Below are 26929 nucleotides of genomic sequence, written 5' to 3'. Positions count from 1 at the left end.
CATGTCCCCGTACGAGCCCGCCGGGTTCTTCCTCCTCCGCTCCCCTGTCCTGCCCGTGGACACCTATCTCGACATCATGGCCGACCCCGCCCGCACCCCGCAGGCCCTGGTCGACCTCGCCGGCCGTCCCGACATCGCCCGCGCTCTGCTCATCGCGAGCGAGGATCTGACCGGCGGTCTCGACCGGCTCGACAGCCTGAGCGAGAAGCGCACCCGGCGGCTGCACTCCCGGCTGCTGCGGTACGCGACGCGCATGGCGACTCGGCCCACGCCCTTCGGCGCGTTTTCCGGCGTGGCGATGGGAACGTTCGGACCCGGCTCGGAAGCCCGGCTCGGCCGGCCCCAGGAGCACCGAGTCCGCGTGCGCGCCGACATGGGCTGGCTGCTCGCCCTGATCGAGCGGCTGGAGACGGACCCCGCCCTACTGCGCCAACTCCACCTCGTCCTCAACCCCATGGCCCATCTCGCCGGCGACCGCGTCGTCCTGCCGCAGGCCGACAAGTACGGCCGACACGACGCGCGCACGGTGCGCGTCCGGGCCACCCCCGCCGTGGACCTGGTCATGCGGACGGCCGCCGTACCTGTCCCCTACGAGCGGCTCACGGCCGAACTGTCGACCGCCTTCCCGGAGGTGTCGCCGGAGTCCGTCGAGAGGCTGGTCCGCCAGCTGTGGGACCTCGGCTTCCTCACCGGCGACCTGCGGCCCCCGCAAACCGCGGAACGCCCTGAGCTGCACGTCCTGAAGAAACTCACCGGCGTCCCGGCCGCCACCGCCGCCGCCGAACAGCTGCGTGCGGTGGCCGACCTGGCCGACCGTGTCCACGACACCGAGTCGCTGCGGCGGCTGTCGGTCGCCCAGCGCGACCTGGTCCCCGAGCACACGGACCGGACCTACCAGGCCGACACCGCACTGGACCTGCGCGATCCGGACCTGAACGAGTCGATCGCGCAGGAAGTCGCCGAAGCCGTGGGCGTCCTGGTCCGGCTCAGCGCAGCCCACGGCACGCGCACCCATCTGACCCGCTACCGCGAGGAGTTCACCGAGCGCTACGGCGCCGGGACACGCGTACCGGTCCTCAGCCTGCTCAGTCCCGACACCGGGCTGGACGCGCCGCCCACCTACACCAATCCGCCCCGCGGCATCGCGTTGCCTCCCGCGCCCGCCGAGGACACCTCCCGGCTGGACGGCGCGCTCGTCGAGTTCGCCCAGCAGGCGTGGTGGGACCGGGCCGTCGAGGTCGAGCTGACCGACGCCTGGCTGGACCGGCTCGCCCCGGCCCGCCTCGGGCCGGGGGACCCGCCACCCGCGCTAGAGGCGTACGTCCAGATCGACGCCTCGGACCGCAAGGCCCTGGACCGGGGCGAGTGGCGGGCGGTCCTGCGATCCGACAGCCTCGCCTACGGCGGACGCACCTTCGGACGCTTCGGCGACCTGCTCGGTGAGGCCGCCGGGGACCGGCTGCGCGACTATGCGCGGCGCGAGGAGGCACTCTTCCCCGATGTCGCCTACGCGGACCTGGCGTTCCTGCCGCCGTACGGCCGGGCGGCCAATGTGACACTGCGCCCCGCCATCCGGCCGTACGAGATTCCCGTCAACACGACGCCGTCGGTGGCCCCGGACCGGGTCGTCCCGCTGGACGACATCCTCGTGGGTGTCGCCGACGACCGGTTCCACCTCTGGTCCCGGCGACTGGACCGGGAGATCGTGGTCGCCCAGCACCACATGCTCAGCCCGACCCTCGCGCCGAATGTCGCGCGCTTCCTCATCGAAGTGTCTCAGGACGGCTGCATCCAGCCGACCGGATTCCACTGGGGGCCGGCCGAGGCGGCTCCGTTCCTGCCACGGGTGACCCGCGGCAGGGTGGTTCTGCGCCCCGCGCAATGGAGGCTCACCGCAGGCACCGCCGACGACCTCGACGGCTGGCGGGAGCGGTGGCGCGTACCCCGCCACGTCTACCTCGTCGAAGCCGACCAGCGGCTGTTGCTGGACCTCGACCACCCCGCCTGCCGAGTCGAACTCCGCGAGGAACTGGACAAGCAGCGCACCCTCGTCCTCCACGAGATGCTGCCGTCGTTCGACGGCATGTGGCTCCAGGACACCGCCGGCGACCGCTACGCGGCCGAGGTCGTCGTACCGGTCGTGCTCCGGGACGCAGTGCGCGCCACCCGCCGCTCCCTGCCGCGCGGCAGGCGGGAAGTCCCCGTGGAACGCCATCTACCGGGCGGCGAGTGGACCTTCCTCAAGGTCTACGCGGCACCCGAGCGGCAGGACGAGATCATCGCCGGCTCACTGCGCGACCTCGTCGCCGAACTGCGGCGACAGGGCCTGCTCGACCGCTGGTTCTACATCCGTTACGCCGACCCCTTTCCCCACCTGCGACTGCGGGTACGGGGGACGGACGCCGCCCGCGCTCTGACCCTCGTAACGACATGGGGCCGGAGCCTGGTCGGTCAGGGGCTTGCCAGGGACATCGAACTGGCCGGCTACGCACCGGAGATCGCCCGCTACGGGGGCCCGGAGGTCTTCGACGCCGCTGAGCTGATGTTCCAGGCCAGCAGCGAGACCACGGCGACGCTGCTGGCTCGACGGCTCGACATCAGACCGGAGTTCCTCGCCGTCGCCGCCCTGGACACGCTGTACACGCAGTGGGGTGGCCGACCGTCCCTGCGCACTGGGCACATCATCGACCAGGACGATGTCCAGGTACGTGACACCCGGCAGCTGTTCCACGCGCACCGCGCCTACCTGTGCGAGCTTCTCAGCCCCTGGGATCGCGCCCCGCACGAGGAGGGCAGGAGCCACCGGCTGCTGCTCCATGAGATTTTCGCGGACCAGGCGTCCTCCGCCGGGCGGATGGCCGAGGCCGTACGCCAGGCGGAGCGGGACGGGGTGCTCGTCGGATCGGAGGACGGGATCCTTGCGAGCCTGGCCCATATGCAGATCAACCGCCTGTTGCCCATAGACCTGGACCGGGAGGCTCGCAGCCATGCCCTGTGGGCGCACGTACTGCGCGCGATCCGCGGCCGTGCCGCCGCGGCGGCCAGGGAGGAACGATGATCTGGCTCCGCGTCACCGTCCTGTTCTGGGGACTCAGCCCTCTGCGGGTATCGGGCTTCGCGGCCGTGTCCATGCTTCTCGCCCTCGTCCCGGCCGCCCAGATCGGGCTCGTCGCTTCCGCGGTGCAGAGCGTGGCCGACGCCGTCGCCGGTGATGCCGACGCTGGGCGGTCCGCCCTCCTCTCGGGTGGCCTCCTGATGGCGGTGAGCCTCGCCAGCCACCTGCTGGGCACCTGCCTCCAATACCTCGACTCGCTCCTGCGGCTCGAACTCACCGCCCGCGTGGGCGAGTGGGTGATGCGCAAGGGCACGATGCTCGATCTGCAGCAGTATGAGGACGCGGCGGTCTACGACAACATGCAGCGCGCCTTCCAGGAGAGCAGCGGCGGCCGTGTCTATCAGGTGTTCACCCAACTCCTTGAGGTTGCCCGGGAGTTGGTCACTCTGGTGACCGTCAGCGTGGTGCTGTTCTCCTGGAGTCCCTGGATCGCCCTGGCGATCCTGTTCTCGCCCGTCCCGTCGGTGATCTCGTACATGTTCTTCAGCCACAAGGGCTACGAGATCGAGTATGAGCGGGCCTCCGACCGACGCCGCCTTTACTACTACCAGCACCTCACGACCAGCGACCATTCGTACAAGGAGATACGGCTCTTCCAACTGGGCCCGCACCTCCTGGACCTCTACACCCGCCTCGTGCGGACCTTCTTCGACACTGACCGGCGTCTGGCCCGTCGCCAGTCCCTGCTCGGTGGCGCCCTCGGCTTTCTCAGCGTCGCCGCCTCGTCGGGTGCCGTGTTGTGGGCCATCCACACCACCATCGACGCCGGCCGGATAGGGCAGCTCGCGGGCTACCTCCAGGCCGTCGGATCGATCCAGGTGTCCGCGCATGCCATGCTGCTCGGCATCGCCGCCCTGTACAAGGACAGCCTGTTCCTCGGCAACCTCTTCGATTTCTTCGCGCTGCCCGAACGGCAGCTCAAGGGCGGCACCAGGGCCTTCCCCGACAAGCTCCGCAAGGGCATCGAGTTCCGCGACGTACGCTTCGTCTACCCCGGAACCGATCGCGTCGTCCTGGACGGTGTCAGTTTCACCATCCCCGCAGGCCGGTGCGTTGCTCTGGTGGGGCAGAACGGTGCTGGCAAAACCACGCTCGTCAAGCTCCTCACTCGCCTGTACGAGCCGAGCGGCGGGCGGATCCTCGTCGACGACGTGCCCATCGAGGAGTACGACATCGACGACCTGCAACGTCACATGGGCGTCATTTTCCAGGACTTCATCCGCTACGAGCTGCCAGTGCGCGACAACATCGGCTTCGGCCGGGTGGAGGCTCGTCAGGACACGGAGCGAGTCGCCGAGGCGGCACGTGCGGCCGGGGCCGAGGGCATCGTCGAGTCGTTGCCGCAGAAGTACGACACCATGCTCGGACGCCACTTCGAGGACGGTCACCAGCTCTCCGGCGGGCAGTGGCAGAAGATGGCGCTGAGCCGGGCGTTCATGCGACGCGCACCGGTCGTCGTTCTGGACGAGCCGACGGCCGCCATCGACGCCGAAGCGGAAGCGGAGATCTTCACCCGGTTGAAGGAAATCGCCCGCGGCGCCACGTCCCTGGTCATAGCCCACCGTTTCTCCACGGTCCGGATGGCGGATCACATCGTCGTGGTGGAGAACGGCAAGGTGATCGAGCACGGCGTGCACCAGGACCTCGTCCGGGCCGACGGTGTCTACGCCCGTCTCTTCCGTCTCCAGGCTTCGGGCTACCTGACCGAAGCCGTGTCCCCCTAGAGGTCGAGCGATGCGTGTGTCCGTCCTGTACCCCGTCATGCCGACGGATCCTCGATCGGTGGTTCCTTTCGCCGAGTTCGTTCGTGACGGGTGGGCCGCCCGTTTGTGGCAGGGCCAGTCCCTGAGCGCGGACACCCACCAGGTGTTCGCCTACCTCGCCGGAATGGGATATCGCGTACCGGTCGGGACCAGCGTCGTCCTGATGCCGCTTCGCCACCCCATGGACGCCGCGATCCAGTCCCGCTCCCTGGCCATGCTCACCGGACACCGCATGGTCCTGGGCCTGGGAGCGGCGACGCCGGACTTCGTCACCGGACTACACGGGAAGCCGTACGACAGCCCGCGTGACGCCTGCGCCGCCTACCTCGGTGAGGTCCGCCGTCTGCTGGACACCGAGCAGACACAGCCGACCAGTGACGACGGTGGTGCCGTCAGCCTGCCCGGCATGCCGCACCCGTACGTGGAGACCGGGCTCGGCGTACTCCGGCCCGCCCTCGCGCGCGCCGCCGGCCGCGTGGCTGACACAGCGATCAGTTGGATGACTCCGCCCGGTTACGTGCGCGACACGCTGCTGCCCGCCATGGCGAAAGGGGCGGCCGAGGCCGGTCGGCCGGTGCCGCGCATGGTCACGGTCGTGCACGCCGCCGTCGACCGCCCCCACCGCAACGCGTATCGGCTCGCCTACACGGCGGCCCGCGCCCACCTCGCCGGCCCGCACTACACCGACATGCTGCGCCGGGCAGGCCTGCGCGTGCATCACAGCCGACCGAACCTCGGCGCCCGTGCCCTGGTCGACTCGGGCACCTTCGTGCACGGCACGCCCGAGGAAATCGCCGTACAACTGGCCGAATACGGCCGGGCCGGCGTGGACGAAGTTGTCCTCAACCTCGCCGGCGTGTATTCCGAACATGGCCAACCGGACGCCGTGCAAGACCTCCAGGACATCCTCACCTCGTGCCGGGGCCTGGAGAACGGTCACCCGATCCGGTAGGGCATCCCGGACCCGCCATGCGCCGCTCAGCCGCCCGACGAGAAGAGACACCAAGTGCCCGACGACATCGCGCGCTGGCTGACCGAGCACGCCAGACCGCTCAGCACGCTGACACCGGGCGCTCCCGCCGACGACCTTGAACCGCTCCGCGACATCCTGCGCGGTGTGCGGATTGTCGGTCTCGGTGAATCCACCCACGGCACCAGCGAGTTCTTCCGGCTGAAGCACCGGATCATCGAGTTCCTGGTGCGGGAGGCGGGATTCGGCGTCCTCGCCATGGAGGCCAGCGAGTCAGCCGCCCACGCCCTGGACACGTACGTGCGGCACGGCACCGGCGACCCCGCACGGCTCGTCGCCAGGCTGGGATTCTGGACCTGGCGCACACAGGAGATGCTCGACCTCGTCGAGTGGCTGCGCAAGCACAACCGCGCTCTCCCCGAGGAACGGCGGGTCCGTTTCGTCGGCACGGACCCCCAGCGCAGCACCGACTCGGTCGAGGCGGTCGCCGCCTTCCTCCAGCGGGTCGCACCCGAGCGGACGGAGGAGATACGTGAACTCGATGTACTGAAGCAAGCTCGACCGGCGTCCCAGCCCGACCCGCGACAAACGCTCATGCGCCGCGCCGAAGCACTCGCCGACTTCCTGGAGAGCCTCCGCGAGAAGTTGTCCCGGCACACCGCGGACGAGACGTCGGAACCGGCGGACGGCATCGCCGAAGCCCTGGAACACGCACGGATCCTCGTGCGTGCCGCCGATCTGGTGACCCGCTCCCCGGACCCGCACTCCGGCGCGGACAGCGTATTCGCCGTACGCGACCGCTACATGGCCGAGGCCGTGGCACGGCTCGTGGACGACAACCCCAAGGCGCGGGTCATGCTCTGGGCGCACAACGGACACATCGCGAAGAGCACATACGGCAAAAACGTCCCCGCGCTCGGCAGCGGGCTCCGCGAACGCTACGGCGACGCCTACTACGCGCTGGCCCTGCTCTTCGGTAAGGGCTCCTTCCTCGCACGACGCGGTGACGATTTCCAGGGCTCGCCGGTTCAGCATCACATCGGCACGGGATTCCGGTCCATTGAGGCACAGCTCGCCGACAGCGTCCTCGGTGACTACTACACCGACCTGCGAGTCGGCGGTACCTCACCCGAGGCCGCACAGTGGCTGTACGCCCCACATGCCCAGCGCGGCTTCGGTGCCAATGTGCCGCGATTCTTCTACCGCTTCCATGTGGCGCCGCTGGTGCCAGTGCAGGACTACGACGGCATCGCCTTCGTCGCCCGCTCAACCTGCTCGCACCTGCTGCCGCCGGAGGTGTGAGCAACGCCTTCACTCCTATGGCCACATGGCGAGCACGGCTTCAAGAGTCAACTTCCACATCGGCTCAGCTCCGGTGCCGAAGGCCGCAGCGAGCGCGTATCCGATGGCCGCGTCGCGGGGCTCCGGGGCGGCGTCCGGCTCCCATTCGGCCGTCACCTCCCCGTCTCCGGTCGACGTGAAGGCACCGATGACCACGCCGTCCCGTAACAGGCGGCTGCTGCCAAGGGAATCGGGCACCAACCGGTGCCCGGATCCCGTCTCCTCGGACCCGACGTCCACTCGGTAGGACCGGCGGGTCAGGAAACCCTTGGCAGGGCGCAGGGTCACGGCCGTGTCGTCGACCGTCATGATCAGGCACTGCGGGTCGCGCGTACCGATCGGCACATGGCTCTCCAGCGGTGTACCGGCGGCCCGCGTCATCTCGGCCCGCGGAAGACCACCGCCGTCGACAACCAAAGCCCCGTTCTCATGGTCCAGTTCGATGCCGATCGAACCGAAGAGCGGATCGTCGGCGCACACATGTGTGAACGAGTACATCAACAACTCCTTGCTTCGTGATCACCCTGTTGATCAATATTCAGGCCAGCTTCCGGCAAGTCGCCGGACGTTGGGTGATTTTCCAGTCGGCAGGCCCTCGCCATGGGGAGCTGCCGCAGTGCGGCCAGTTTGTCTCTCTGCTCCGTCAACCGTCAGCTGCATGCCTCTCGACGACGCACGACCTCCGGCCAGCGCCGTCAGGGCCGCCGCACCCCTACAGGAGAGCGCCGTCCGGCTTGTAGTGGCATTTCCTGTGGAAGCTGGAGGCCTGAGGCGGAAGTGCCCACACATGCTGCGCTGGGTCCGCGCCGGTCCATGCTGAACGCGTACTCGCCAGGAACGCTGTGCCACAAGGGAACAACAGGCAGCAGTGCGGCCCACCGGCCGATCCTGACCCTGTGCCCCGATCGGCTACTGAGTGGGTTCACAGCTTGATCAACTCCAGGACCCGAGCTGGACGTGAGACCTATCGGCATCGGACAGTCCCACCACTCCCGATCGCCCCATCGAAGACGATCGCACTTCACCCGTCGGTCCCGGGCCAGCGACAGCCCCCTGATGGAACGTCACGCACGCCTGTCCACCGGTTGTCCACCGAGACCGACCGCGTATGCCTGACCCGCCCCTCCTAGATGAGCAAAAGCCCAGCTCGGAGGCTCAAGCCGTCTACACGGTCACGGAAACCAAACCCCCGACCCACGCATTACGATGCACAGACCCCAGAGGCGCAACTTGGGTCGATTTCAAGGTCATCCGAAACAAGAAACCCCAGGTCAAAGGCTTGACCTGGGGTTCACCATGGAGCCGCCTTCGGGATTCGAACCCGAGACCTACGCATTACGAGTGCGTTGCTCTGGCCATCTGAGCTAAGGCGGCGCGCTGTCCACACCATGGTGCGATCAGCAACGTCGGTAAGTCTACACAGTTTCCGGGGTGCTCCGGACCACGGGTCGGAGCACCCCGGGGCCGCCCCGGCACGACCGGCCCGGACGTCGATGATCAGGACGCTGAGCAGCGCTTTCCGTCGGTCGGGGGTGTGCCGCGGAGCAGGTACGTGTTGATCGCGGAGTCGATGCACGCGCTGCCGCGGCCGTAGGCGGTGTGGCCGTCGCCGTCGTAGGTGAGGAGGCGGGCGGAGGAGAGCTGGGAGGCGAGGGCCTGGGACCAGCGGTAGGGCGTGGCGGGGTCGCGCGTGGTGCCGACGACGACGATCGGGGCGGCGCCCTTCGCCTCGATGCGGTGCGGCCCGCCCGTCGGCCCCACGGGCCAGTACGCGCAGTTCAGGGAGGCCCACGCCAGGGCCCGGCCGAACACCGGGGAGGCCTTCTCGAACTCGGGGAGGGCCCGTTCCACCGCCTCGGGGGTGTCGTAGGCGGCCGGGAGGTCCAGGCAGTTCACGGCGGCGTTGGCGTACATCAGGTTGGAGTAGGTGCCGTCGGGCGCGCGTTCGAAGTAGCTGTCCGAGAGCGCGAGCAGGCCGGCGCCGTCGTCGTTCCTGACCGCCTCGCTGAGCGCCTGCCGCAGCTGTGGCCAGGCGCCCTCGTCGTACATCGCGGCGATCACGCCGGTCGTGGCCAGGGACTCCCCGAGCCGGCGCCCGTCCGCGTCGCCGGTCGCCAGCGGGCGCTCGTCCAGCCGCGCGAAGAGAGCGCTCAGATTCTTGGCGACCCGCGCGGGCGTACGCCCCAGCACACAGTCCTTGCGCCCCACGCAGTCCTTCGCGAACGCCTGGAACGCCGTCTCGAACCCCGCCGTCTGCTCCTGATTGAGCCGACGGGCCGGCAGCGAGGGGTCCAATGCGCCGTCCAGCACCAGGCGACCGACCCGCTCCGGGAAGAGCCCCGCGTACGTCGCACCGAGGAACGTGCCGTACGAGGCGCCGACGTACGTCAGCTTCTCGTCGCCCAGCAGGGCCCGCAGGATGTCCATGTCCCGGGCGGCCTCGACCGTCGAGACGTGCCTCAGCAGCTTCGGCGACCGCTCCCCGCACCCCTCCGCGAACCGCTTGTACGCGGCGACCAGCCGGCCCTTCTCCGCCGTGTCGTCGGGGGTGAGATCGGTCTGCGTGTACGTGTCCATCTGGCGCCCGGTGAGACATTCGACCGGCTCGCTGCCGGCCACGCCCCTGGGGTCCACGGCCACCATGTCGTACCGCGCCCGCACCTCGGCCGGGTAGCCGATGCCCGCGTACCTCTGCACATAGCCGACCGCCGAGCCGCCGGGACCACCCGGGTTCACCAGCAGCGAGCCGAGCCGCTCCCCCGGGCCGGTCGCCTTCCGCCGTGAGACGGCCAGCCTGATGTCGCCCTCGGCCGGGTTCGCGTAGTCCAGGGGCGCCTTCATCGTGGCGCACTGGAAACCGGGGGTCTCGCAGCCCCGCCAGTTCAGCTTCTGCTCGTAGTACGGGGCCAGCGCCGACGGAGTCGCACGGGGCAGCGGGCCGAGGGCGGGCCCCCCGTCGACGGTCGTGGCCGCCGCACTGGAGTGACCGGAGGAGCAGCCCGCGACGAGCAGCGCGGCGGCCGCGAGCAACGCGCCGCCGGCCCGCACGGAGCGGTTCGGCCGGGAAGTACGCCTGGTGTGCATCTCGCGAGCCTAACCAGAACCGCCCAATTCATCACGAACAGCGACGAAGGCGCCTCGTACGAGTGACACAGTCAACAGGCCGCGCCCCACCCGCATAGACCGCCGGCCCCTCACCCGGCACGCAGGGCCATCGTCATCGCCTCCACGGCCAGCAGGGGCGCCACGTTGCGGTCCAACGCCTCTCTGCACGCCGCGATCGCGTCGATGCGCCGCAGCGTCGCCTCGGGCGTGCCCCCTCTCGCCAACCGCTCCAGACTGTCCCGCACCTCGACATTGGCGAGCGGCACCCGGGAACCCAGCTGCAGAGCCAGCACATCCCGGTAGAACCCGGTGAGCTCGGTCAGCGCGAGGTCCAGGCTGTCCCGCTGCGCCCGCGTACGCCGCCGCTTCTGCTTGTCCTCCAGGTCCTTCATCACCCCCGCCGTACCGCGCGGCATCCGCCCGCCCTGCACCGCACCCAGGGCCGCCTTGAGCTCCTCGGTCTCCTTGGTGTCGACCTCCTCAGCCAGCTGCTTCGACTCCTCCGAGGCGGCGTCCACCAGCTCCTGCGCCGCCTTCAGGCACCCGCCGATGTCCTCGACCCGCAACGGCAGCTTCAGCACAGCGGCCCGCCGCTCCCGGGCCCGCGGATCGGTGGCCAGCCGCCGGGCCCGCTCGATGTGCCCCTGGGTCGCCCTCGCGGCCGTCGCCGCGGCCTCCGGCTCGATGCCCTCCCGCCGTACGAGCATGTCCGCCACGGCGTCGACCGACGGGGTGAGCAGCCCGACGTGCCGGCACCGCGACCGGATCGTCGGCAGCACGTCCTCCAACGACGGCGCGCACAGCAGCCACACCGTCCGAGGGGCGGGCTCCTCCACGGCCTTCAGCACGGCGTTCGCCGACTTCTCGTTCAGCCGCTCGGCGTCCTCGACGAGGATCACCTGCCAGCGGCCGTTCGCCGGCGACGTGAACGACTTCCGCACCGTGTCCCGCATGTCGTCGGCCAGGATCTGCGTGCCCACCGCCGCCACGGTGCTCACATCCGCGTGCGTCCCCACCAGCGCCGTATGGCACCCGTCACAGAATCCGCAGCCCGGGCTCCCGCCGAGCGCCCGGTCCGGACTCACGCACTGCAGAGCCGCCGCGAACGCCCGCGCCGCCGTCACCCGCCCCGACCCCGGCGGCCCTGTGAACAGCCACGCGTGCGTCATCTTCGACGCCTCCGGAGGCGCGATCCCCTTCTCGGCCGCCGTGACGATCCCGTCCGCGTCCCGAGCGGCAGCGTCCAGCTGCGCACTCAGCCGCTCCTGCCCCACCAGGTCGTCCCACACAGCCATGCCCCACCGCCTCCGTCACACAAAACCCTCACCGCGCCCCATTGTGCGCGACCCCACTGACACCCGGCCCCACGGTCCGTCGCCCCCACGGGGAAGGGGCCGTGCCGGTACGTCAGCCCGTCGCACACAGCGGCCCAGAGAGCCCGGGGGACCCCCCGGGCAGTAGGGCACCAGCGACGATCTGAGGCACCGACACGGCCCCGACCCCACCCGACCACCGGCGGAACACGTACCGGCCGACCGGCCGCACGCGCCCCACCGAAGCTCAGCCGCTCAGCCGCTCAGCTCGGTCAGCTCAGCTCGGGTCGGCTGAAGCTCGACTCAGCGGCGGCGCCGCCGCCAGCCCCGCCCCTCATCGGCGTCGTCCTCGTCGTGCGACCCCAGCAACTCGTCCGCCAACGTGGGCAGATCGTCCAACGGCGTCTCCTCGGCCCAGTCCGACCGAGGCCTCCGTCGAGGCACCCCCTGCTCATCGACCTGCGGCAGCTCCCGCGTCCGATCCACGGCGTCGGACCCGTCCGCCGCGCCGGCCGCAGGCCGCTCGTCCCGGAAGTATCCCGGCGGCACCAAGTCGTCCCGCACCGGCGGCAGCACAGCCGTCTCGTCGGCCGCCCCCGAAGGCACCGGCGGAAACACCGCGGTCTCGTCCTCCGCGGCAGCCCCCGACGACGGCACCGGCGGCGTCGGCGGCACTGCGGGCACCGGCGGCTTCGGCAGCTTCGCCGTCGTCTCGGAGTCGGCCCCGGACGCGTCCCGCACGGGCGGCAGCACAGCCGTCTCATCCAGCGGCCCACCGGACGCGTTCGTCGGCGTCACCAACGGCGTAGCCACAGTCACCGCGTCGTCGCTGGCCCCAGAGCCGGCACCCGCGCCCGGACCCGACCCGGATCCGGACCCGGCCCCACTCCCCCGCTCAGCCGCAAGCCGCGCGGCCTCCGCCGCGGCCGCGACCCGCTCCGCCTCGGCCTTCCGGTCGGCCTCGGCACGCTCCGCCGCGGCCCGCTCCGCCTCGGCCGCGACCGCCGCCGCCCGCTCGGCCTCCGCCGCGGCAGCCACCCGCCGGGCCTCCTCGGCCCGCAGCAACGCCTCCTCGGCCTTGCGCTGCTTCTCCAGGCGCCGCGCCTCCGCCTCGGCCCGCAGCCGCTGCTCCTCCGCGGCCTGCTGACGACGCCGTTCCTCCTCGACCCGACGCCGTTCCTCCGCCTCGGCCCGTGCCTTCTCCTCCGCGAGGAGCCGCGCCTGCTCCTCCTCGGCCCGGCGACGCGCTTCCTCGGCCCGCTGCCGGGCCTCCTCCGCTTGCCGTTCCGCCTCGCGCCGCTGAGCCTCCTCCAGCTCGCGCCGCTTGCGCTCCTCCTCCTCGGCCCGCAGCCGCGCGAGCTCCTCCTGGCGCTCGCGCTCCAGCCGCTCCTCCTCGGCCTTGCGCGCGGCCTCTTCCTCGGCCTTGCGCCGGGCTTCCTCCTCGGCCTTGCGCCGGGCCTCCTCCTGCGCCTTCACCTCGGCCTCGGACAGCGGCAGCATCACGTCGAGCCGGTGCCGGACCACGGTCGTCACCGCCTCGGGGTCCTGCGCGGCGTCCACCACCAGGTAGCGCCCGGCGTCGGCGGCGGCCAGCGTCAGGAATCCCGCCCGCACCCGCTCGTGGAACTCGGCCGGCTCGGACTCCAGCCGGTCCGGCGCCTCGGTGAACCGCTCGCGCGCGGCCTCCGGCGACACGTCCAGCAGCACCGTCAGGTGCGGCACGAGTCCGTCGGTCGCCCACCGCGAGATCCGGGCGATCTCGGTCGGCGAGAGGTCCCGCCCGGCCCCCTGGTACGCCACGGACGAGTCGATGTACCGGTCCGAGATGACCACCGCGCCCCGCTCCAGCGCGGGTCGCACCACGGTGTCCACGTGCTCGGCACGATCCGCCGCGTACAGCAGCGCCTCGGCGCGATGGGACAGACCGGCCGACGACACATCGAGCAGGATCGACCGCAGCCGCTTCCCCACCGGGGTCGCCCCCGGCTCGCGCGTCACCACGACCTCGTGCCCCTTGGCCCGGATCCACTCGGCGAGCGCCTCGACCTGGGTGGACTTCCCGGCGCCGTCCCCGCCCTCCAGGGCGATGAAGAACCCGGACGCCGCGGGCGCCTGCACCGGGTCGTCGCCCTTGAGCAGCGCGTCCCGCAGGTCCTGCCGCAGCGGCACCCCGGAGCGGTCGTCGACCTTGGCGAGCACCAGCGCGGCGACCGGCAGCAGCAACGCCCCCACCAGCATCAGCGTGAACGCCGCACCGCCGTGCGCGAAGACGAACTTGCCGCTCTCCAGCCGGTGCGGTCCGATGACGGCCGCGACCAGCGGAGCGACGAGCACCGCCAGCGCCACGAACACCCTTACGACAGCGTGCAGATGCTCGGTCGTCCGGGCACGGCGGGAGTCCTCGGCCTCCTGATCGAGCAGTGTGTGCCCGGTGTTGGCGGCGATTCCCGCGCCGGCACCCGCGAGCCCCAGGATGAGCACGACGCTCGTGACGTCCGGTGTCAGACCGGCGGCGAGCAGCGCGATCCCGGTGAAGGCGATCGCGAGAGCGAGCAGCCTGCGCCGGGACAGCGAGGGCAGCACGGACGGGCCCCGACGGATCCCGACGACCACGCCACCCGTCAGCGCGGTGACGAACAGCCCGTACATCACCGGCCCGCCGCCCAGGTCCTTGGCGTGCAGCACGGCGACGGCGACCGCGGCGGCGACCGCACCCGCGACGGCCCCGCAGGCCGGCACCAGCAGCGGGATCGCGCCCGTGCGGCCCTTGTCGACACCGGTGCCCGTCTTGGGCCGGCGCAGTCCCTCCAGCGGCGACCGCGCGCGGGGGGTACGCGTCTTGGGCAGCTCGAGGAAGGTCACGACCGACAGCGAGGCGGCGAAGAGCCCGGCGGCGACGTACGAGGCGAGCGCGGCCTGGTGCTGTCCGAACCAGTCGAGGCCCGCGCCCAGCAGGTTGTTGAGCAGCGAGGCGACGACGAGTACGGCGGCCGCGAGGGGAACGGCCACGAATCCGGTACGCAGGGACAGGCGCCGCAGCGCGTCCATGTGGTCCGGCAGCGGCCGTACGGTCGCGCCCTCCAGCGGCGGCGCGGGCAGCAGCGCGGGGGCCGCGCTCTCGCGGCAGACCGTCCAGAACCGCTCGGCGACACCGGCGACGAACACGGTGACCAGCAGCACCGCGAGCGCGTTGGCCGGCGTCCAGTCGATCCACAGGGGCGCGACGATCAGCAGCAGGACCCGCAGCCCGTCCGCGCCGACCATGGTCCAGCGGCGGTCGAGCGGACCGTCCTGCGAGGTCAGGGAGGTGAGCGGCCCGAGGAGCACGGCACCGAAGAGCAGGGTCGCGAGGACGCGCGTCCCGAAGACGACCGCGACCGTCAGGGCGACGCCCCGGTATCCGCCGCCGAAGGCACCCTCGGCGATCGCCGCCTGGAAGGCGAGGAGCACCAGCACGAACAGCGCGAGTACGTCGCCCACGCCACCCACGAGCTGTGCGCTCCACAACCGTTTCAGCTGCGGCCGGCGCAGCAGCGCCCGGACGGCGCGCTCCCTGGAGTCGGCTGCCAGGGCGTCGTCGGGGGCCGGGTTGTGGGCCGTCGGCTGCTCGGCTCGCATCATGCTTTCAGCCTATCGGCACGCGCCGACACCCAGAAGCAGCGCCCGAGCGCACACACACGTCGACACCAAGTCGCGCAAAGGGTGCGGGTTCAGCACCCGAGAGGTGAAGATTCAGCCAACGCGCACCGGAGCCGCCCCTGAGGGGCGCGGGGAACCGCGCGACAAGCCACACTCCACCCGCAGCCGCGCACGCACCCGCACCCCCGAGCGACTAGGCGCTCTCCCCGGCCGACGTCGCCTTCTTCGCAGCCACCTTCTTCGCGGGAGTCGCCTTCTTCGCCGCGGCCGTCTTCGAAGAAGCGGTCTTCTTCGCAGCAGCGGTCTTCTTCGCCGGCGCGGCCTTCTTGGCGGCAGCCTTCGTCGCCGTCTTCTTCGCCGGAGCCTTCTTGGCCGTCTTCTTGGCGGGCCCCTTCGCCCGCTTCTCCGCCAGCAGCTCGAACCCGCGTTCGGGCGTGATGGTCTCCACGCTGTCCCCGGACCGCAGCGTCGCGTTGGTCTCGCCGTCGGTGACGTACGGACCGAAGCGGCCGTCCTTCACCACGACCGGCTTCCCGCTGACGGGGTCCTCACCCAGCTCCTTCAGCGGCGGCTTGGCGGCGGCCCGCCCGCGCTGCTTGGGCTGGGCGTAGATGGCCAGCGCCTCTTCGAGGGTGATCGTGAAGAGCTGCTCCTCGGTCTGGAGCGAACGCGAGTCCGTGCCCTTCTTCAGATACGGCCCGTAGCGCCCGTTCTGCGCGGTGATCTCCTGGCCCTCCGCGTCGGCGCCGACGATCCGCGGCAGCGACATCAGCTTCAGGGCGTCGTCGAGGGTCACGGTGTCCAGGGACATGGACTTGAACAGGGAGGCCGTGCGCGGCTTGACCGCGTTCTTACCCGTCTTCGGGGTGCCCTCGGGGAGGATCTCCGTGACGTAGGGGCCGTAGCGCCCGTCCTTGGCGACGATCTGGTGACCGGTCGCCGGGTCGGCGCCCAGCTCGAAGTCGCCGCTCGGCTTGGCGAGCAGTTCCTCCGCCAGTTCGACGCTCAGCTCGTCCGGCGCCAGGTCCTCGGGGATGTCCGCGCGCTGGTGCCCCTCGGCATCCTTCTCGCCCCGCTCGATGTACGGGCCGTAGCGCCCGACGCGCAGCACGATGCCGTTGCCGACGGGGAAGGAGGAGACCTCGCGGGCGTCGATCGCGCCGAGGTCGGTGACCAGTTCCTTCAGGCCGCCGAGGTGGTCCCCGTCGCCGTTGCCGGCCTCGGCCGCCGCCGTGCCGCTGACGTCGGTGCCCTCGCCGAAGTAGAACCGCTTCAGCCACGGCACCGCCTGGGCCTCGCCGCGCGCGATGCGGTCGAGGTCGTCCTCCATCTTGGCGGTGAAGTCGTAGTCGACGAGCCGCCCGAAGTGCTTCTCCAGCAGGTTGACCACGGCGAAGCTCAGGAAGGACGGCACGAGGGCCGTGCCCTTCTTGAACACATAGCCCCGGTCGAGGATGGTGCCGATGATCGACGCGTACGTCGACGGGCGGCCGATCTCGCGCTCTTCGAGCTCCTTGACCAGCGACGCCTCGGTGTAGCGGGCCGGGGGCTTGGTGGCGTGCCCGTCGACCGTGATCTCCTCGGCGGAGAGCGGGTCGCCCTCGGCGACCTGCGGCAGCCGGCGCTCACGGTCGTCGAGCTCGGCGTTCGGGTCGTCGGCGCCCTCGACGTAGGCCTTGAGGAAACCGTGGAAGGTGATCGTCTTGCCGGAGGCGCTGAACTCGGCGTCCCGGCCGTCGGACGCGGTGCCGCCGATCTTGACGGTGACGCTGTTGCCCGTGGCGTCCTTCATCTGGGAGGCGACGGTCCGCTTCCAGATCAGCTCGTACAGCTTGAACTGGTCACCGGTCAGACCGGTCTCCGCGGGCGTGCGGAAACGATCACCCGAGGGCCTGATCGCCTCGTGCGCCTCCTGCGCGTTCTTGACCTTCCCGGCGTACGTACGCGGCTGCGCCGGCAGGTAGTCGGCGCCGTACAGCTGGGTCACCTGGGCGCGGGCGGCGGCCACGGCGGTGTCGCTGAGCGTCGTGGAGTCCGTACGCATATAGGTGATGAAGCCGTTCTCGTACAGCTTCTGCGCCACCTGCATGGTCGCCTTCGCCCCGAAGCCGAGCTTGCGCGAGGCCTCCTGCTGGAGCGTCGTCGTACGGAAGGGGGCGTACGGCGAGCGGCGGTAGGGCTTGGACTCGACGGAGCGGACCGAGAAGCGGGTGTTCTCCAGGGCGGCGGCGAGCGCGCGGGCGTTCGCCTCGTCGAGGTGGAGGACATTGGCGCCCTTGATCTGCCCGAGCGAGTCGAAGTCGCGGCCCTGGGCGACGCGGCGGCCGTCCACGGACTGCAGGCGGGCGACCAGCGACGACGGGTCGGAGGCGTCACCGGCGCGGCCGGTCGCGAAGGTGCCGGTCAGGTCCCAGTACTCGGCCGAGCGGAAGGCGATCCGCTCCCGCTCCCGCTCCACGACGAGACGGGTCGCGACGGACTGGACGCGGCCCGCCGACAGCCGCGGCATGACCTTCTTCCACAGGACCGGCGAGACCTCGTAGCCGTAGAGGCGGTCGAGGATGCGGCGGGTCTCCTGGGCGTCGACGAGGCGCTGGTTCAGCTCGCGCGGGTTGGCGACGGCGGCCTGGATCGCGGCCTTGGTGATCTCGTGGAAGACCATCCGCTTGACCGGGACCTTGGGCTTGAGCACCTCCTGGAGGTGCCAGGCGATGGCCTCGCCCTCGCGGTCCTCATCGGTGGCGAGGAAGAGTTCGTCGGACTCCTTCAGCAGGTCCTTGAGCTTCCTGACCTGCGCCTTCTTGTCCGCGTTGACCACGTAGATGGGCGCGAAGTCGTGCTCGACGTCCACGCCGAGGCGGCGCACCTCGCCGGTGTACTGCTCGGGCACCTCCGCGGCGCCGTTGGGAAGGTCGCGGATGTGCCCCACGCTCGCCTCGACGATGTAGCCGGGGCCGAGATAGCCCTTGATCGTCTTCGCCTTGGCAGGCGACTCGACGATCACGAGTCGGCGGCCGCCCTTCGCGGTCTCGCTGGTCGGGGACAACTTCGCTCTTCTCTCCGGTCGACGCTGGGTCTCCCCAGGCTTGCGTCCCGGGGCGGGCGACCCCGAAGGCCGTTGCCGCGCACGGGGCTCGGCGGTCGGCCCGGGGGTCGGGTCATGCTGACGCTGCGGAGTGTGACGGTACATCCCGCCCCCGTGTCAAACGGGAAAAGCCCGCAACGGCCACTCGAACGGTAACCCGACTACCGCCATTCCTGCCGCCCGGCGTCCTCAGCGATCCGTTCGGGGCCTATGCGGAGGGTCACATCGCGGTTACCCCGCTCGCTCGCCGGCCCCGGCTCCCCGCGCCCGCTCAGACGCGGGCGAGGCACCACGCGGCGAGCACCAGGGCGGTGACCGCGGTGACGCTCGCGAGGGTCGCCGACATCGCGGGACGCACCCCCTGCGCGACCGGCTCGCCGAGGCGCAGCCGCCGCACGGTCCACAGCATCAGTCCGCCCCCGAACAGGGCGAACACCACTCCTACGAAGATCGCCGGACCGCTCTCCATGTCCCGTCCTCCCACCCCTCGACTGCACCGGGACGGGAGGCTGGCACGGACGGGAAGCGGGCGCGCGAACCCGAGGTGAACGTGAGGCGTCCGGACTCTCAGACCGAACCGGGCGTGGGTATCTTGCCGGTCGTCTGCGACACGTCGGCGTTGCGCACCGTGCACACCACTTTGTTGAAGCCCTTCTTCCACTCCTCTTCGTCGGAGACCCATCCCGACACGATCAGGTCAGCGCCGGGCGCCCAACTCGACTCGAACCTGTTGGTGCACAGCTTTCCGCCTTCGGCGAGGGCTCCGGCGAAGGTCATGTTGTCGGGTGCCTGCACCGATCCGACGACTTGGTCGGTGTGCGCTTCGGCACAGTCGGTCAGCGGGGCGTCGTACCCCTCGTCCTCCCTGGTGGCGTAGTCCCAGCAGTCACCGACGGCCATCTGCGTGGGCCACAGGTTCATGCCCACGTCACGGAGTCGGCCCACCTCGCCGCCGATCGGGACGTGCTTGCCGAGGACGAGACATGCCGTACCGCCCTTGGCCGCGGTGAAGCCCTCCTTCGTCGGGATCAGTGCGTAGACCCCCGCGTCGGGCAGGGCCTCGGCCAGCGCGTCGGCCTGGCCGGCGCAGCGCTGCTCTCCGCTCGCCTTGGCCTCGGCGGGGTCCGACGCCGTCGCTATCGCCACGACCTGACCGTCCGGCCAGTCCTCGTCGCAGTCCACCACGCCGAGGTCGGGCACCGAGTCGAACGCCGTCCCCGTCCAGACGGCCTTGACGCAGTCCCCCACTTCCAACGCCTTCTTGAGGGCCGCCTGCTTGCCGTAGGGGTACTCCGACGTCGGCGACGACAACGGGCCCGGGCTGTCGGAGGGCTTGGGGTCCGGGCCGCCCGACAGGTTCACCGCGGCCCAGGTGCCGCCGCCCGCCACGAGCAGCACGGCGACCACGATCGCGACGACCGCCCCCGCGGGCGTCCTGCGCCGCGGTCCGCCGGGCGGCGGGCTTCCTGCCGTGATGGTCGGGAGCCCCGCGTTCCCCGGGGGCGTGGCGCCGCCACCGCCGTACGGCACGGACGCGTTGGCCGTGTACGGCAGCGACTGGTTGCCGACCGTGCCGCCGTACCCAGGTGACTGAGCGCCTGCGCCGCCGTACGCCGACGGCCGGCCACCGGGGGCACCCGCGTAGGGCGTGGCCCCGCCGCCCGCCGGACTCCCGTAGGGCGTGGGCGGGCCGCCCCCGTACGGGTTGTGGCTGTCGTAGGGACCGCGCGGTTGCTGTCCCCGCTGCCACGGGTCGTACGGCGAAGGGCCGGCCGGCGTCGCGCCCGGCGTGGGCGGGCCCCCGGCGGGAGTGTTCGGGGCGTTCGGTGACGAGGGCGTGCCGGGGGTGTGCGGGACCCCCGGTGTGTACGGCGTGTGGGGTGGGCCAGGCGTGTCGGGCGTGCCCCCGAGGCCGTGCTGCCCGGCGGCGACGTACCCGGGGGGCGCGCTCGCTGCATACCCCGGAGGCGCGCCGGGAGTGCCGGGGGTCGCGGGGGCGCCGGGGGTGCGGGGAGCGGGTCCGAAGGCGCCGGCTGCCGACGCGGGGGTGGCGCCCCAGCCGGGCGGGGTCGGCTCGCCGCCCGAGGCGGCCACCCGCTCCAGGCCGCGTGCCGCGGCCTCCGGCGAGAGCCGACGAACGGGGTCCTTGATGAGCAACCCGTGCAGGACGGGGGCGAGTTCACCGGCGCGGGCGGGCGGCGCCGGCTCCTCCCCGAGCAGGGCCGTGAGCGTCGCGTACTCGCCGTGCCGGTCGAAGGGGCCGCGGCCCTCGACCGCCGCGTACAGCGTGGCGCCGAGCGAGAACAGGTCGGCGGCCGGGGTCGGCGGCTCGCCCCGAGCCCGCTCGGGCGCCAGATATCCGGGCGTGCCGAGGATTCCGGCGGTGGCGGTGAGCCGGGGTTCGCGGGACTCCGGCTGGAGCGCGATGCCGTAGTCGGTGAGCAGCACGCGCGCGTAGGGGTCGCCCGAGGCGTCGGCCGCGAGCAGGATGTTGGCCGGCTTCACGTCCCGGTGGAGGATGCCGATGCGGTGTCCCGCCGTGAGCGCGTCGAGGACGGCGAGCCCGACCCGGGCGACCTGCTCGGGCGAGAGCGGTCCCCGCTGCCGTACGACCGCCTGGAGGTCGATCGCGTCCGGCACGTACTCCATGACGATCCACGGCAGGCCCTCGTGGAGCACCACGTCGTGGACCGTGGCCACATGGGGATGGCCGCGCAGCCGCGCGGCGTGCCGGGCCTCGCTGCGGGCCCGGGCGATGCGCTGGGCGGGCTCGGTCGCGTCCAGCGGGACATCGGGCAGCGAGATCTCCTTCATGGAGACCTCGCAGGCCAGCTCCTCGTCGTACGCGAGCCAGACCCGGCCCATACCGCCCGCGCCCAGGGTGCGCAGCAGTCGGTACCGGTCGTTGATGATCCTTCCCCGGCCCTGCTCCGGCGTTTCCCCCGCCATCGCGATCCCCCGATCCCCCAGAGACAGCGCGTGCCTCCCCCGAGGACACGTCGGATCCGTCTCTTGAAAATAGCTTCGCACGCACCACTGACAGGAGCCTTTTTACGGACCAATCCAGACAGAGGAGACACATGCATCTCAGAGGTGCGAACCAGCCCCACCCTTCACGGGAACGGGCGCCGCGCGGGGTACCGGTCCCGTCATCGGACGGTCCGGAAATCGTCACCGGGTGAGGGAGCCCGGACGGGCCCCCTCACCGGTGCGGGGCGGGTCACCGAGCCGGTTCGAGGAACCCCTGTTCGACAAGGAGGCGGATCTGCACCGGCGTCCGGTCGCGCAGGGCCACCGGGTCCTCGCCGACGAGTTGGGCGATGGCGTCCAGAATCCGCCCCGCGCTGAGCGTGCCGTCGCACACACCGGCGAATCCCGCGCCCACCGTGTCCACCTTCGTGGCCCGGCGCATCCCACGGTTCTGACGCAGCACCACATGCTCGGGGTCCTCGGCGCCGGGCAGCCCGACCTGCTCCTGGACGACCTCGGCAGTGAGCCGGAAGTGCGCCTCCAGGAGGGCCGCGTCGTCGTTCGCCCGCAGGTAGTCGACGCGCGCGAAGTGCTGCCGCACCGCCTCACCGAGCGGCTGTTCGACCGGATGCGGCCACTCCTCCAGGGTGATCGAGGGCTCCGACTCCGCCGCGGCCGACTTCCGCAGCGTGATCCACCCGAACCCGACGCCCTTCACCTTCCGCGCCTCGAACTCGTCGAGCCACGCGTCGTACCGCGTCTGGTACTCGGCCACGTCACCGCGGTGGTCGCCCGCGTCCCGCAGCCACAACTCGGCGTACTGCGTGACGTCCTGGACCTCGCGCTGCACGATCCACGCGTCGCAGCCGCGCGGCACCCACGACATGAGCCGCTCCTGCCAGTCCTCCCCCTCCACGTGCTGCCAGTTGGCGAGGAACTGCGCGTACCCGCCCTCGTTCAGCCGCTCACCCGCCTGCGAGACGAGCGTGCGGCACAGGTCGTCCCCGCCCATCCCGCCGTCGCGGTACGTCAGCCGGGCACCGGGCGAGATCACGAACGGCGGATTCGACACGATGAGGTCGTACGTCTCGTCCGCCCCGACCGGCTCGAAGAGCGAACCCTCCCGCAGCTCGGCGGCGCGGGCTCCGGAAAGCGCCAGCGTGAGCGCCGTGATGTGCAGCGCGCGCGGGTTGAGATCGGTCGCCGTCACGCGCGTGGCGTGCTGCGCGGCGTGCAGGGCTTGGATGCCGGAGCCGGTCCCTAGGTCGAGGGCGGCGGCGACGGGCGTGCGTACGGTGATCCCGGCCAGCGTCGTGGACGCCCCGCCGACCCCCAGCACGACGCCCTCGTCCGGGCTCCCGATCCCGCCGGCCCCACCGACCGCGCACCCCAGGTCGGAGACGATGAACCAGTCCTCGCCGCCGGGGCCGCCGTACGGCCGGACGTCGACGGTGGCGGCGACCTCGTCCCCGTCGTCACCGACGCGCACGAGCCAGCCGCTCTCGACGCACGCGTCGACAGGCAGCACGCCCTCCACGCGCGCGCGTACGACCGGCTCCTGCAACAGGAACAGCCGGACCAGCGCCTCCAGCGCCGTGTCCCCCCGAGTCGCCCTCAGCGCGGGCACGACCTCGCTCCGCGCGAGAGCCGCGTACGCCGGCGCACCGAGCAGTTCGAGCAGCCCGTCGGCGGTGAACTCGGCCCCGAGCAAGGCCTCCCGCAACCGAGCGGCGACATCGGACCGATCAACAGAGGGCAACGAAGACAGCCTGGAGTCACTCACACCGCCCAGCGTAACCGCGCCCCACGACCCGCCTCAGCGACACACACTCCGCGTTCTCCCTCGCGGCCCCCGACGGCGTCTCAGCTGCGACTTTCGACGCCGCCCCAGCCACGGCCCCGACGGTGTCCCGGCTACGGCAGTCGTGCCCAGAGGGGACGCCCCAACACCACGTCAGAACTGCGGCGCGACGTCTGAACTGCGGGCAGTCGTGCCGCTGGGGGGGCACGGGTGGGCGCAGGCGGCACTTCGTGACCGCCGAGCCGCGGAACCCATCCCCGGCCGGCCCGACCGCCGGGCAATCGATCAAACCCCGGCCCACCCCGCCCGCCTACCTGCACCCCTGGGCGCGTCCGATCAACCCCCGGCCCGGCTCGTCGCACCGGCCGCCGCTCGACGCGAGAGCAACCCTCACCCCTCCGAAGGCACAGCCGGCACCGACGCGGCCCCGGACGTGCCCGCGGACTTGCAGCTCTGCTGCTCGGCCATCGCCTGCCCGACCTCCCCCTTCTCCAGCTCCTTCAGCGCGTCGCTCCCGGTCTTGCTCAGCTTCTCCAGCTCCGTCGCGACCCCTTCGAGCCCGTCCGCGAACTTCGCCTGGTCCTTGGTGTTCAGCGCGTCCGACTTCTTCTTCAGTTCCCCGTACGCCGTGGACAGCTGGTTCAGCTCGGCCACCGCGGCCTTCTGCTTCTTCTCGCCGTCCTCGACATCCGGCGCCCCGGCCTGCTGAATGGCCGTCGCCATCGCCTTGTAGGCGTCGGAGATGTCCTGGAAGCCCTGGGAGTCGGCCTTCTGCACGTCCGCCGGCGCGCTGTCGTCCGAGGTCTCCTTCTGGATCGAGGCGTTGGCCGCCGCGATCTTCTTGATCTGCGGCTGCACCGAGTCGCAGACCTCCTTGGCCCAGGAGTTCAGCTTGTCGTTCGTCTCGTCGTCGCCGCTGCAGCCGGACAGCGCCAGTACCAGTACCGCACCGCCGGACAGTGCGGCCGCGAGCTTCTTGTTCACCGGATTGGTCCCTTCCATGGCTCTCGGCCCCGGAACATACACGCCGAATGGGAGCCACCCGTGTGCCGAGCACCCCCGGTGCACCCTTTTGTAACCGTTTGCACCAAGAGAGAGAAGGCTCACGGGCTCCCCCCGGCACGGCCAAGGGGCGGACGGCCGACGCGTCAACACGCGCCGTCCGCCCGCCCCTTGAGCTGGCCCCTGACAGAGCCGGTCGTAAGACCGTCTACGAAACCACCGCTGGATCAGCCGACTTGGCCACCCGCTCGGAGTTGCCTTCGTCACCCACCGCGATCCCCCGCCGCTTGGACACGTACACCGCGCCCACGATGACGGCGATCGAGGCCACCGCGATGGCGACCCGCAGCGCGACGCTCTTGTCCTCGCCGTAGCTGAACTGGACGACCGCGGGCGCGATCAGCAGCGCGACGAGGTTCATCACCTTCAGCAGCGGGTTGATGGCCGGCCCCGCCGTGTCCTTGAACGGGTCGCCGACCGTGTCGCCGATGACGGTCGCGGCATGGGCCTCGCTCCCCTTGCCGCCGTGATGACCGTCCTCGACGAGCTTCTTGGCGTTGTCCCACGCGCCACCGGAGTTGGCGAGGAACACCGCCATCAGCGTCCCGGTCCCGATCGCGCCGGCGAGATACGCGCCGAGCGCCCCGACCCCGAGCGTGAACCCGATCGCGATCGGTGCCATGACCGCGAGCAGACCGGGCGTGGCCAGCTCCCGCAGGGCGTCCTTGGTGCAGATGTCGACGACCCGCCCGTACTCCGGCTGCTCGGTGTAGTCCATGATCCCGGGCCGCTCGCGGAACTGCCGCCGCACCTCGTAGACCACCGAACCGGCCGACCGTGCGACCGCGTTGATCGCCAGCCCCGAGAAGAGGAAGACGACCGCGGCGCCCGCGACGAGCCCGACCAGGTTGTTGGGCTGCGAGATGTCCATCATCAGGTTCATGGGCGCGCCCTCGCCGGAGACCTTCTCCCCGACGTCGTTCGCGGCCGTGAGGATGGCGTCCCGGTACGAGCCGAAGAGCGCTGCGGCCGCGAGGACGGCCGTGGCGATGGCGATGCCCTTGGTGATGGCCTTGGTGGTGTTGCCGACGGCGTCGAGGTCGGTGAGCACCTGCGCGCCCGCGCCCTCGACGTCGCCGGACATCTCGGCGATGCCCTGGGCGTTGTCGGAGACCGGTCCGAAGGTGTCCATGGCGACGATGACGCCGACCGTGGTGAGCAGGCCGGTGCCGGCCAGCGCCACCGCGAACAGCGCGAGCATGATGGACGTACCGCCGAGCAGGAACGCCCCGTACACGCCGAGGCCGATCAACAGGGCGGTGTAGACGGCCGATTCGAGACCGATGGAGATACCGGCGAGGACGACGGTGGCCGCGCCGGTCAGCGAGCTCTTGCCGATGTCCTTCACGGGACGCCGGGTGGTCTCGGTGAAGTAGCCGGTCAGTTGCTGGATCAGCGCGGCCAGCACGATGCCGATGGCCACCGCGACGACCGCGAGGACCCGCGGATCGCCGGCATGGCCCTGGATCGCCGTGTCCGTGACCCCGTCGAGGTCGGCGTACGACGAGGGCAGATAGGCGTAGACGGCGATGGCGACGAGCACCAGCGAGATCACCGCGGAGATGAAGAACCCGCGGTTGATGGCGGACATGCCGCTGCGGTCGGTGCGGCGGGGTGCCACCGCGAAGATGCCGATCATCGCGGTGATCACACCGATCGCGGGCACGATCAGCGGGAACGCGAGACCGGAGTCGCCGAACGCCGCCTTGCCGAGGATCAGCGCGGCGACGAGCGTCACGGCGTACGACTCGAACAGGTCGGCCGCCATGCCCGCGCAGTCGCCGACGTTGTCGCCCACGTTGTCGGCGATGGTCGCGGCATTGCGCGGGTCGTCCTCCGGAATGCCCTGCTCGACCTTGCCGACCAGGTCGGCGCCGACGTCGGCGGCCTTGGTGAAGATGCCGCCGCCGACCCTCATGAACATGGCGATGAGCGCGGCCCCGAGGCCGAAGCCCTCCAGCACCTTGGGCGCGTCGGCCGCGTAGACGAGGACCACGCAGGACGCGCCGAGGAGGCCGAGCCCCACCGTGAACATGCCGACGACGCCGCCGGTGCGAAATGCGATCTTCATCGCCTTGTGCGAGACGGCGGTGAGATCCTTTTCCGGCTCACCTTCCGCCGGTGTCGCTTCCCGGGCCGCCGCGGCGACGCGCACATTGCTGCGCACGGCGAGCCACATACCGATATAGCCGGTGGCCGCCGAGAACGCCGCGCCGATCAAGAAGAACACCGATCGTCCGGCGCGCTGATTCCAGTCGTCCGCGGGCAGCAGCATGAGCAGGAAGAACACGACGACGGCGAATACGCCGAGCGTGCGCAACTGCCGTGCCAGATAGGCGTTCGCGCCTTCCTGTACGGCCGCCGCGATCTTCTTCATGCTCTCGGTGCCCTCGCCCGCCGCGAGCACCTGGCGCACCAGGACCCCGGCGACGACGAGTGCTGCCAGGGCCACGACGCCGATCACCATGACGATGATCCGGTTGTCGTCGGTGAGCACCGCGGCTGCGAAGTTCGCGGTGTGGTCAAACCTTTGAGGGGTAGAAAGCCCCGCCATTCGTCCTCCTTGACGCTTGGGCTGAGCTCAAGATGTGGACGGATTGTAGGGAGGTGGACCTGATCAAAACAGTGCGCGGGAAACGGAATTGGCCTTCACATGCTCTTCAGCAAATGATCCGGACCCGACAACGCTACTCGAAAGAAGTAACGCCTCAAAGGCATTGACGCTTGATCAATTATCACGCGAATGATCGTGAATTCCTTCACGA

General features: G+C 71.0%; 14 protein-coding genes and 1 tRNA gene. 4 read left to right on the top strand and 11 right to left on the bottom strand.

Going from position 1 to position 26929, the window contains the following annotated elements:
- Nucleotide 1: 1 nt before the first annotated feature.
- From GWK25_RS02245 to GWK25_RS02230, 4 genes are read left to right on the top strand one after another with little or no spacing between them, the layout of a single operon-like run.
- Nucleotides 2–3058 carry a lantibiotic dehydratase gene (locus GWK25_RS02245; protein WP_215457148.1) on the top strand — a complete coding sequence of 1019 codons (3057 nt, stop codon included), beginning with the start codon at nucleotides 2–4 and terminating at the stop codon, nucleotides 3056–3058.
- Nucleotides 3055–4839 (top strand): ABC transporter ATP-binding protein, encoded by a 1785-nt coding sequence (locus GWK25_RS02240; protein WP_215448256.1) that lies wholly within the window; start codon nucleotides 3055–3057, stop codon nucleotides 4837–4839. Before GWK25_RS02245 ends, GWK25_RS02240 begins: the two co-directional genes overlap by 4 nt.
- Before the next feature lie 58 nt (nucleotides 4840–4897).
- On the top strand, nucleotides 4898–5830 hold the full coding sequence (locus GWK25_RS02235; RefSeq protein ID WP_246203757.1) for an LLM class flavin-dependent oxidoreductase: 933 nt from the start codon (nucleotides 4898–4900) through the stop codon (nucleotides 5828–5830).
- A gap of 54 nt (nucleotides 5831–5884) precedes the next feature.
- Nucleotides 5885–7150 (top strand): erythromycin esterase family protein, encoded by a 1266-nt coding sequence (locus GWK25_RS02230; protein ID WP_215448255.1) that lies wholly within the window; start codon nucleotides 5885–5887, stop codon nucleotides 7148–7150.
- Nucleotides 7151–7165: 15 nt separating this feature from the next.
- On the opposite strand, the gene GWK25_RS02225 is transcribed toward GWK25_RS02230, so the two are convergent.
- The 11 genes from GWK25_RS02225 to GWK25_RS02175 form a co-directional block, all read right to left on the bottom strand.
- Entirely contained in the window at nucleotides 7166–7687 is a 522-nt protein-coding gene (locus GWK25_RS02225; protein WP_215448254.1) for a hypothetical protein, read from the bottom strand.
- A gap of 799 nt (nucleotides 7688–8486) precedes the next feature.
- A tRNA-Thr gene (locus tag GWK25_RS02220) sits at nucleotides 8487–8563 on the bottom strand.
- A gap of 123 nt (nucleotides 8564–8686) precedes the next feature.
- On the bottom strand, nucleotides 8687–10273 hold the full coding sequence (locus GWK25_RS02215; protein WP_215448253.1) for an alpha/beta hydrolase: 1587 nt from the start codon (nucleotides 10271–10273) through the stop codon (nucleotides 8687–8689).
- A 110-nt stretch (nucleotides 10274–10383) separates the two neighbouring features.
- Entirely contained in the window at nucleotides 10384–11589 is a 1206-nt protein-coding gene (locus tag GWK25_RS02210; RefSeq protein WP_215448252.1) for a DNA polymerase III subunit delta', read from the bottom strand.
- A gap of 321 nt (nucleotides 11590–11910) precedes the next feature.
- The gene (gene tmk, locus GWK25_RS02205; protein WP_215448251.1) at nucleotides 11911–15228 is read right to left on the bottom strand and encodes a dTMP kinase; all 3318 of its coding nucleotides are present in this window, start codon (nucleotides 15226–15228) and stop codon (nucleotides 11911–11913) included.
- Between the two features lie 211 nt (nucleotides 15229–15439).
- Nucleotides 15440–18292 carry a type I DNA topoisomerase gene (gene topA, locus GWK25_RS02200; protein WP_215448250.1) on the bottom strand — a complete coding sequence of 951 codons (2853 nt, stop codon included), beginning with the start codon at nucleotides 18290–18292 and terminating at the stop codon, nucleotides 15440–15442.
- 310 nt (nucleotides 18293–18602) lie between these two features.
- The gene (locus GWK25_RS02195) at nucleotides 18603–18800 is read right to left on the bottom strand and encodes a hypothetical protein (RefSeq protein WP_215448249.1); all 198 of its coding nucleotides are present in this window, start codon (nucleotides 18798–18800) and stop codon (nucleotides 18603–18605) included.
- Between the two features lie 98 nt (nucleotides 18801–18898).
- A complete protein-coding gene (locus GWK25_RS02190) occupies nucleotides 18899–21280 on the bottom strand; it encodes a serine/threonine-protein kinase (RefSeq protein WP_215448248.1) in 2382 nt (793 codons plus the stop codon).
- A gap of 271 nt (nucleotides 21281–21551) precedes the next feature.
- Nucleotides 21552–23084: a class I SAM-dependent methyltransferase gene (locus GWK25_RS02185; RefSeq protein WP_215448247.1), complete on the bottom strand. Its 1533-nt coding sequence runs from the start codon at nucleotides 23082–23084 to the stop codon at nucleotides 21552–21554.
- Between the two features lie 408 nt (nucleotides 23085–23492).
- Nucleotides 23493–24104, bottom strand: a complete 612-nt coding sequence (locus GWK25_RS02180) for a small secreted protein (RefSeq protein WP_215448246.1) — start codon at nucleotides 24102–24104, stop codon at nucleotides 23493–23495.
- Between the two features lie 208 nt (nucleotides 24105–24312).
- Nucleotides 24313–26718 (bottom strand): sodium-translocating pyrophosphatase, encoded by a 2406-nt coding sequence (locus tag GWK25_RS02175; RefSeq protein WP_215448245.1) that lies wholly within the window; start codon nucleotides 26716–26718, stop codon nucleotides 24313–24315.
- Nucleotides 26719–26929 lie beyond the last annotated feature (211 nt).

The sequence above is a fragment of the Streptomyces sp. ATCC 21386 genome (assembly GCF_018728545.1).
GTDB lineage: Bacteria > Actinomycetota > Actinomycetes > Streptomycetales > Streptomycetaceae > Streptomyces.
This window is presented reverse-complemented; position numbering and strand designations above follow the sequence as displayed.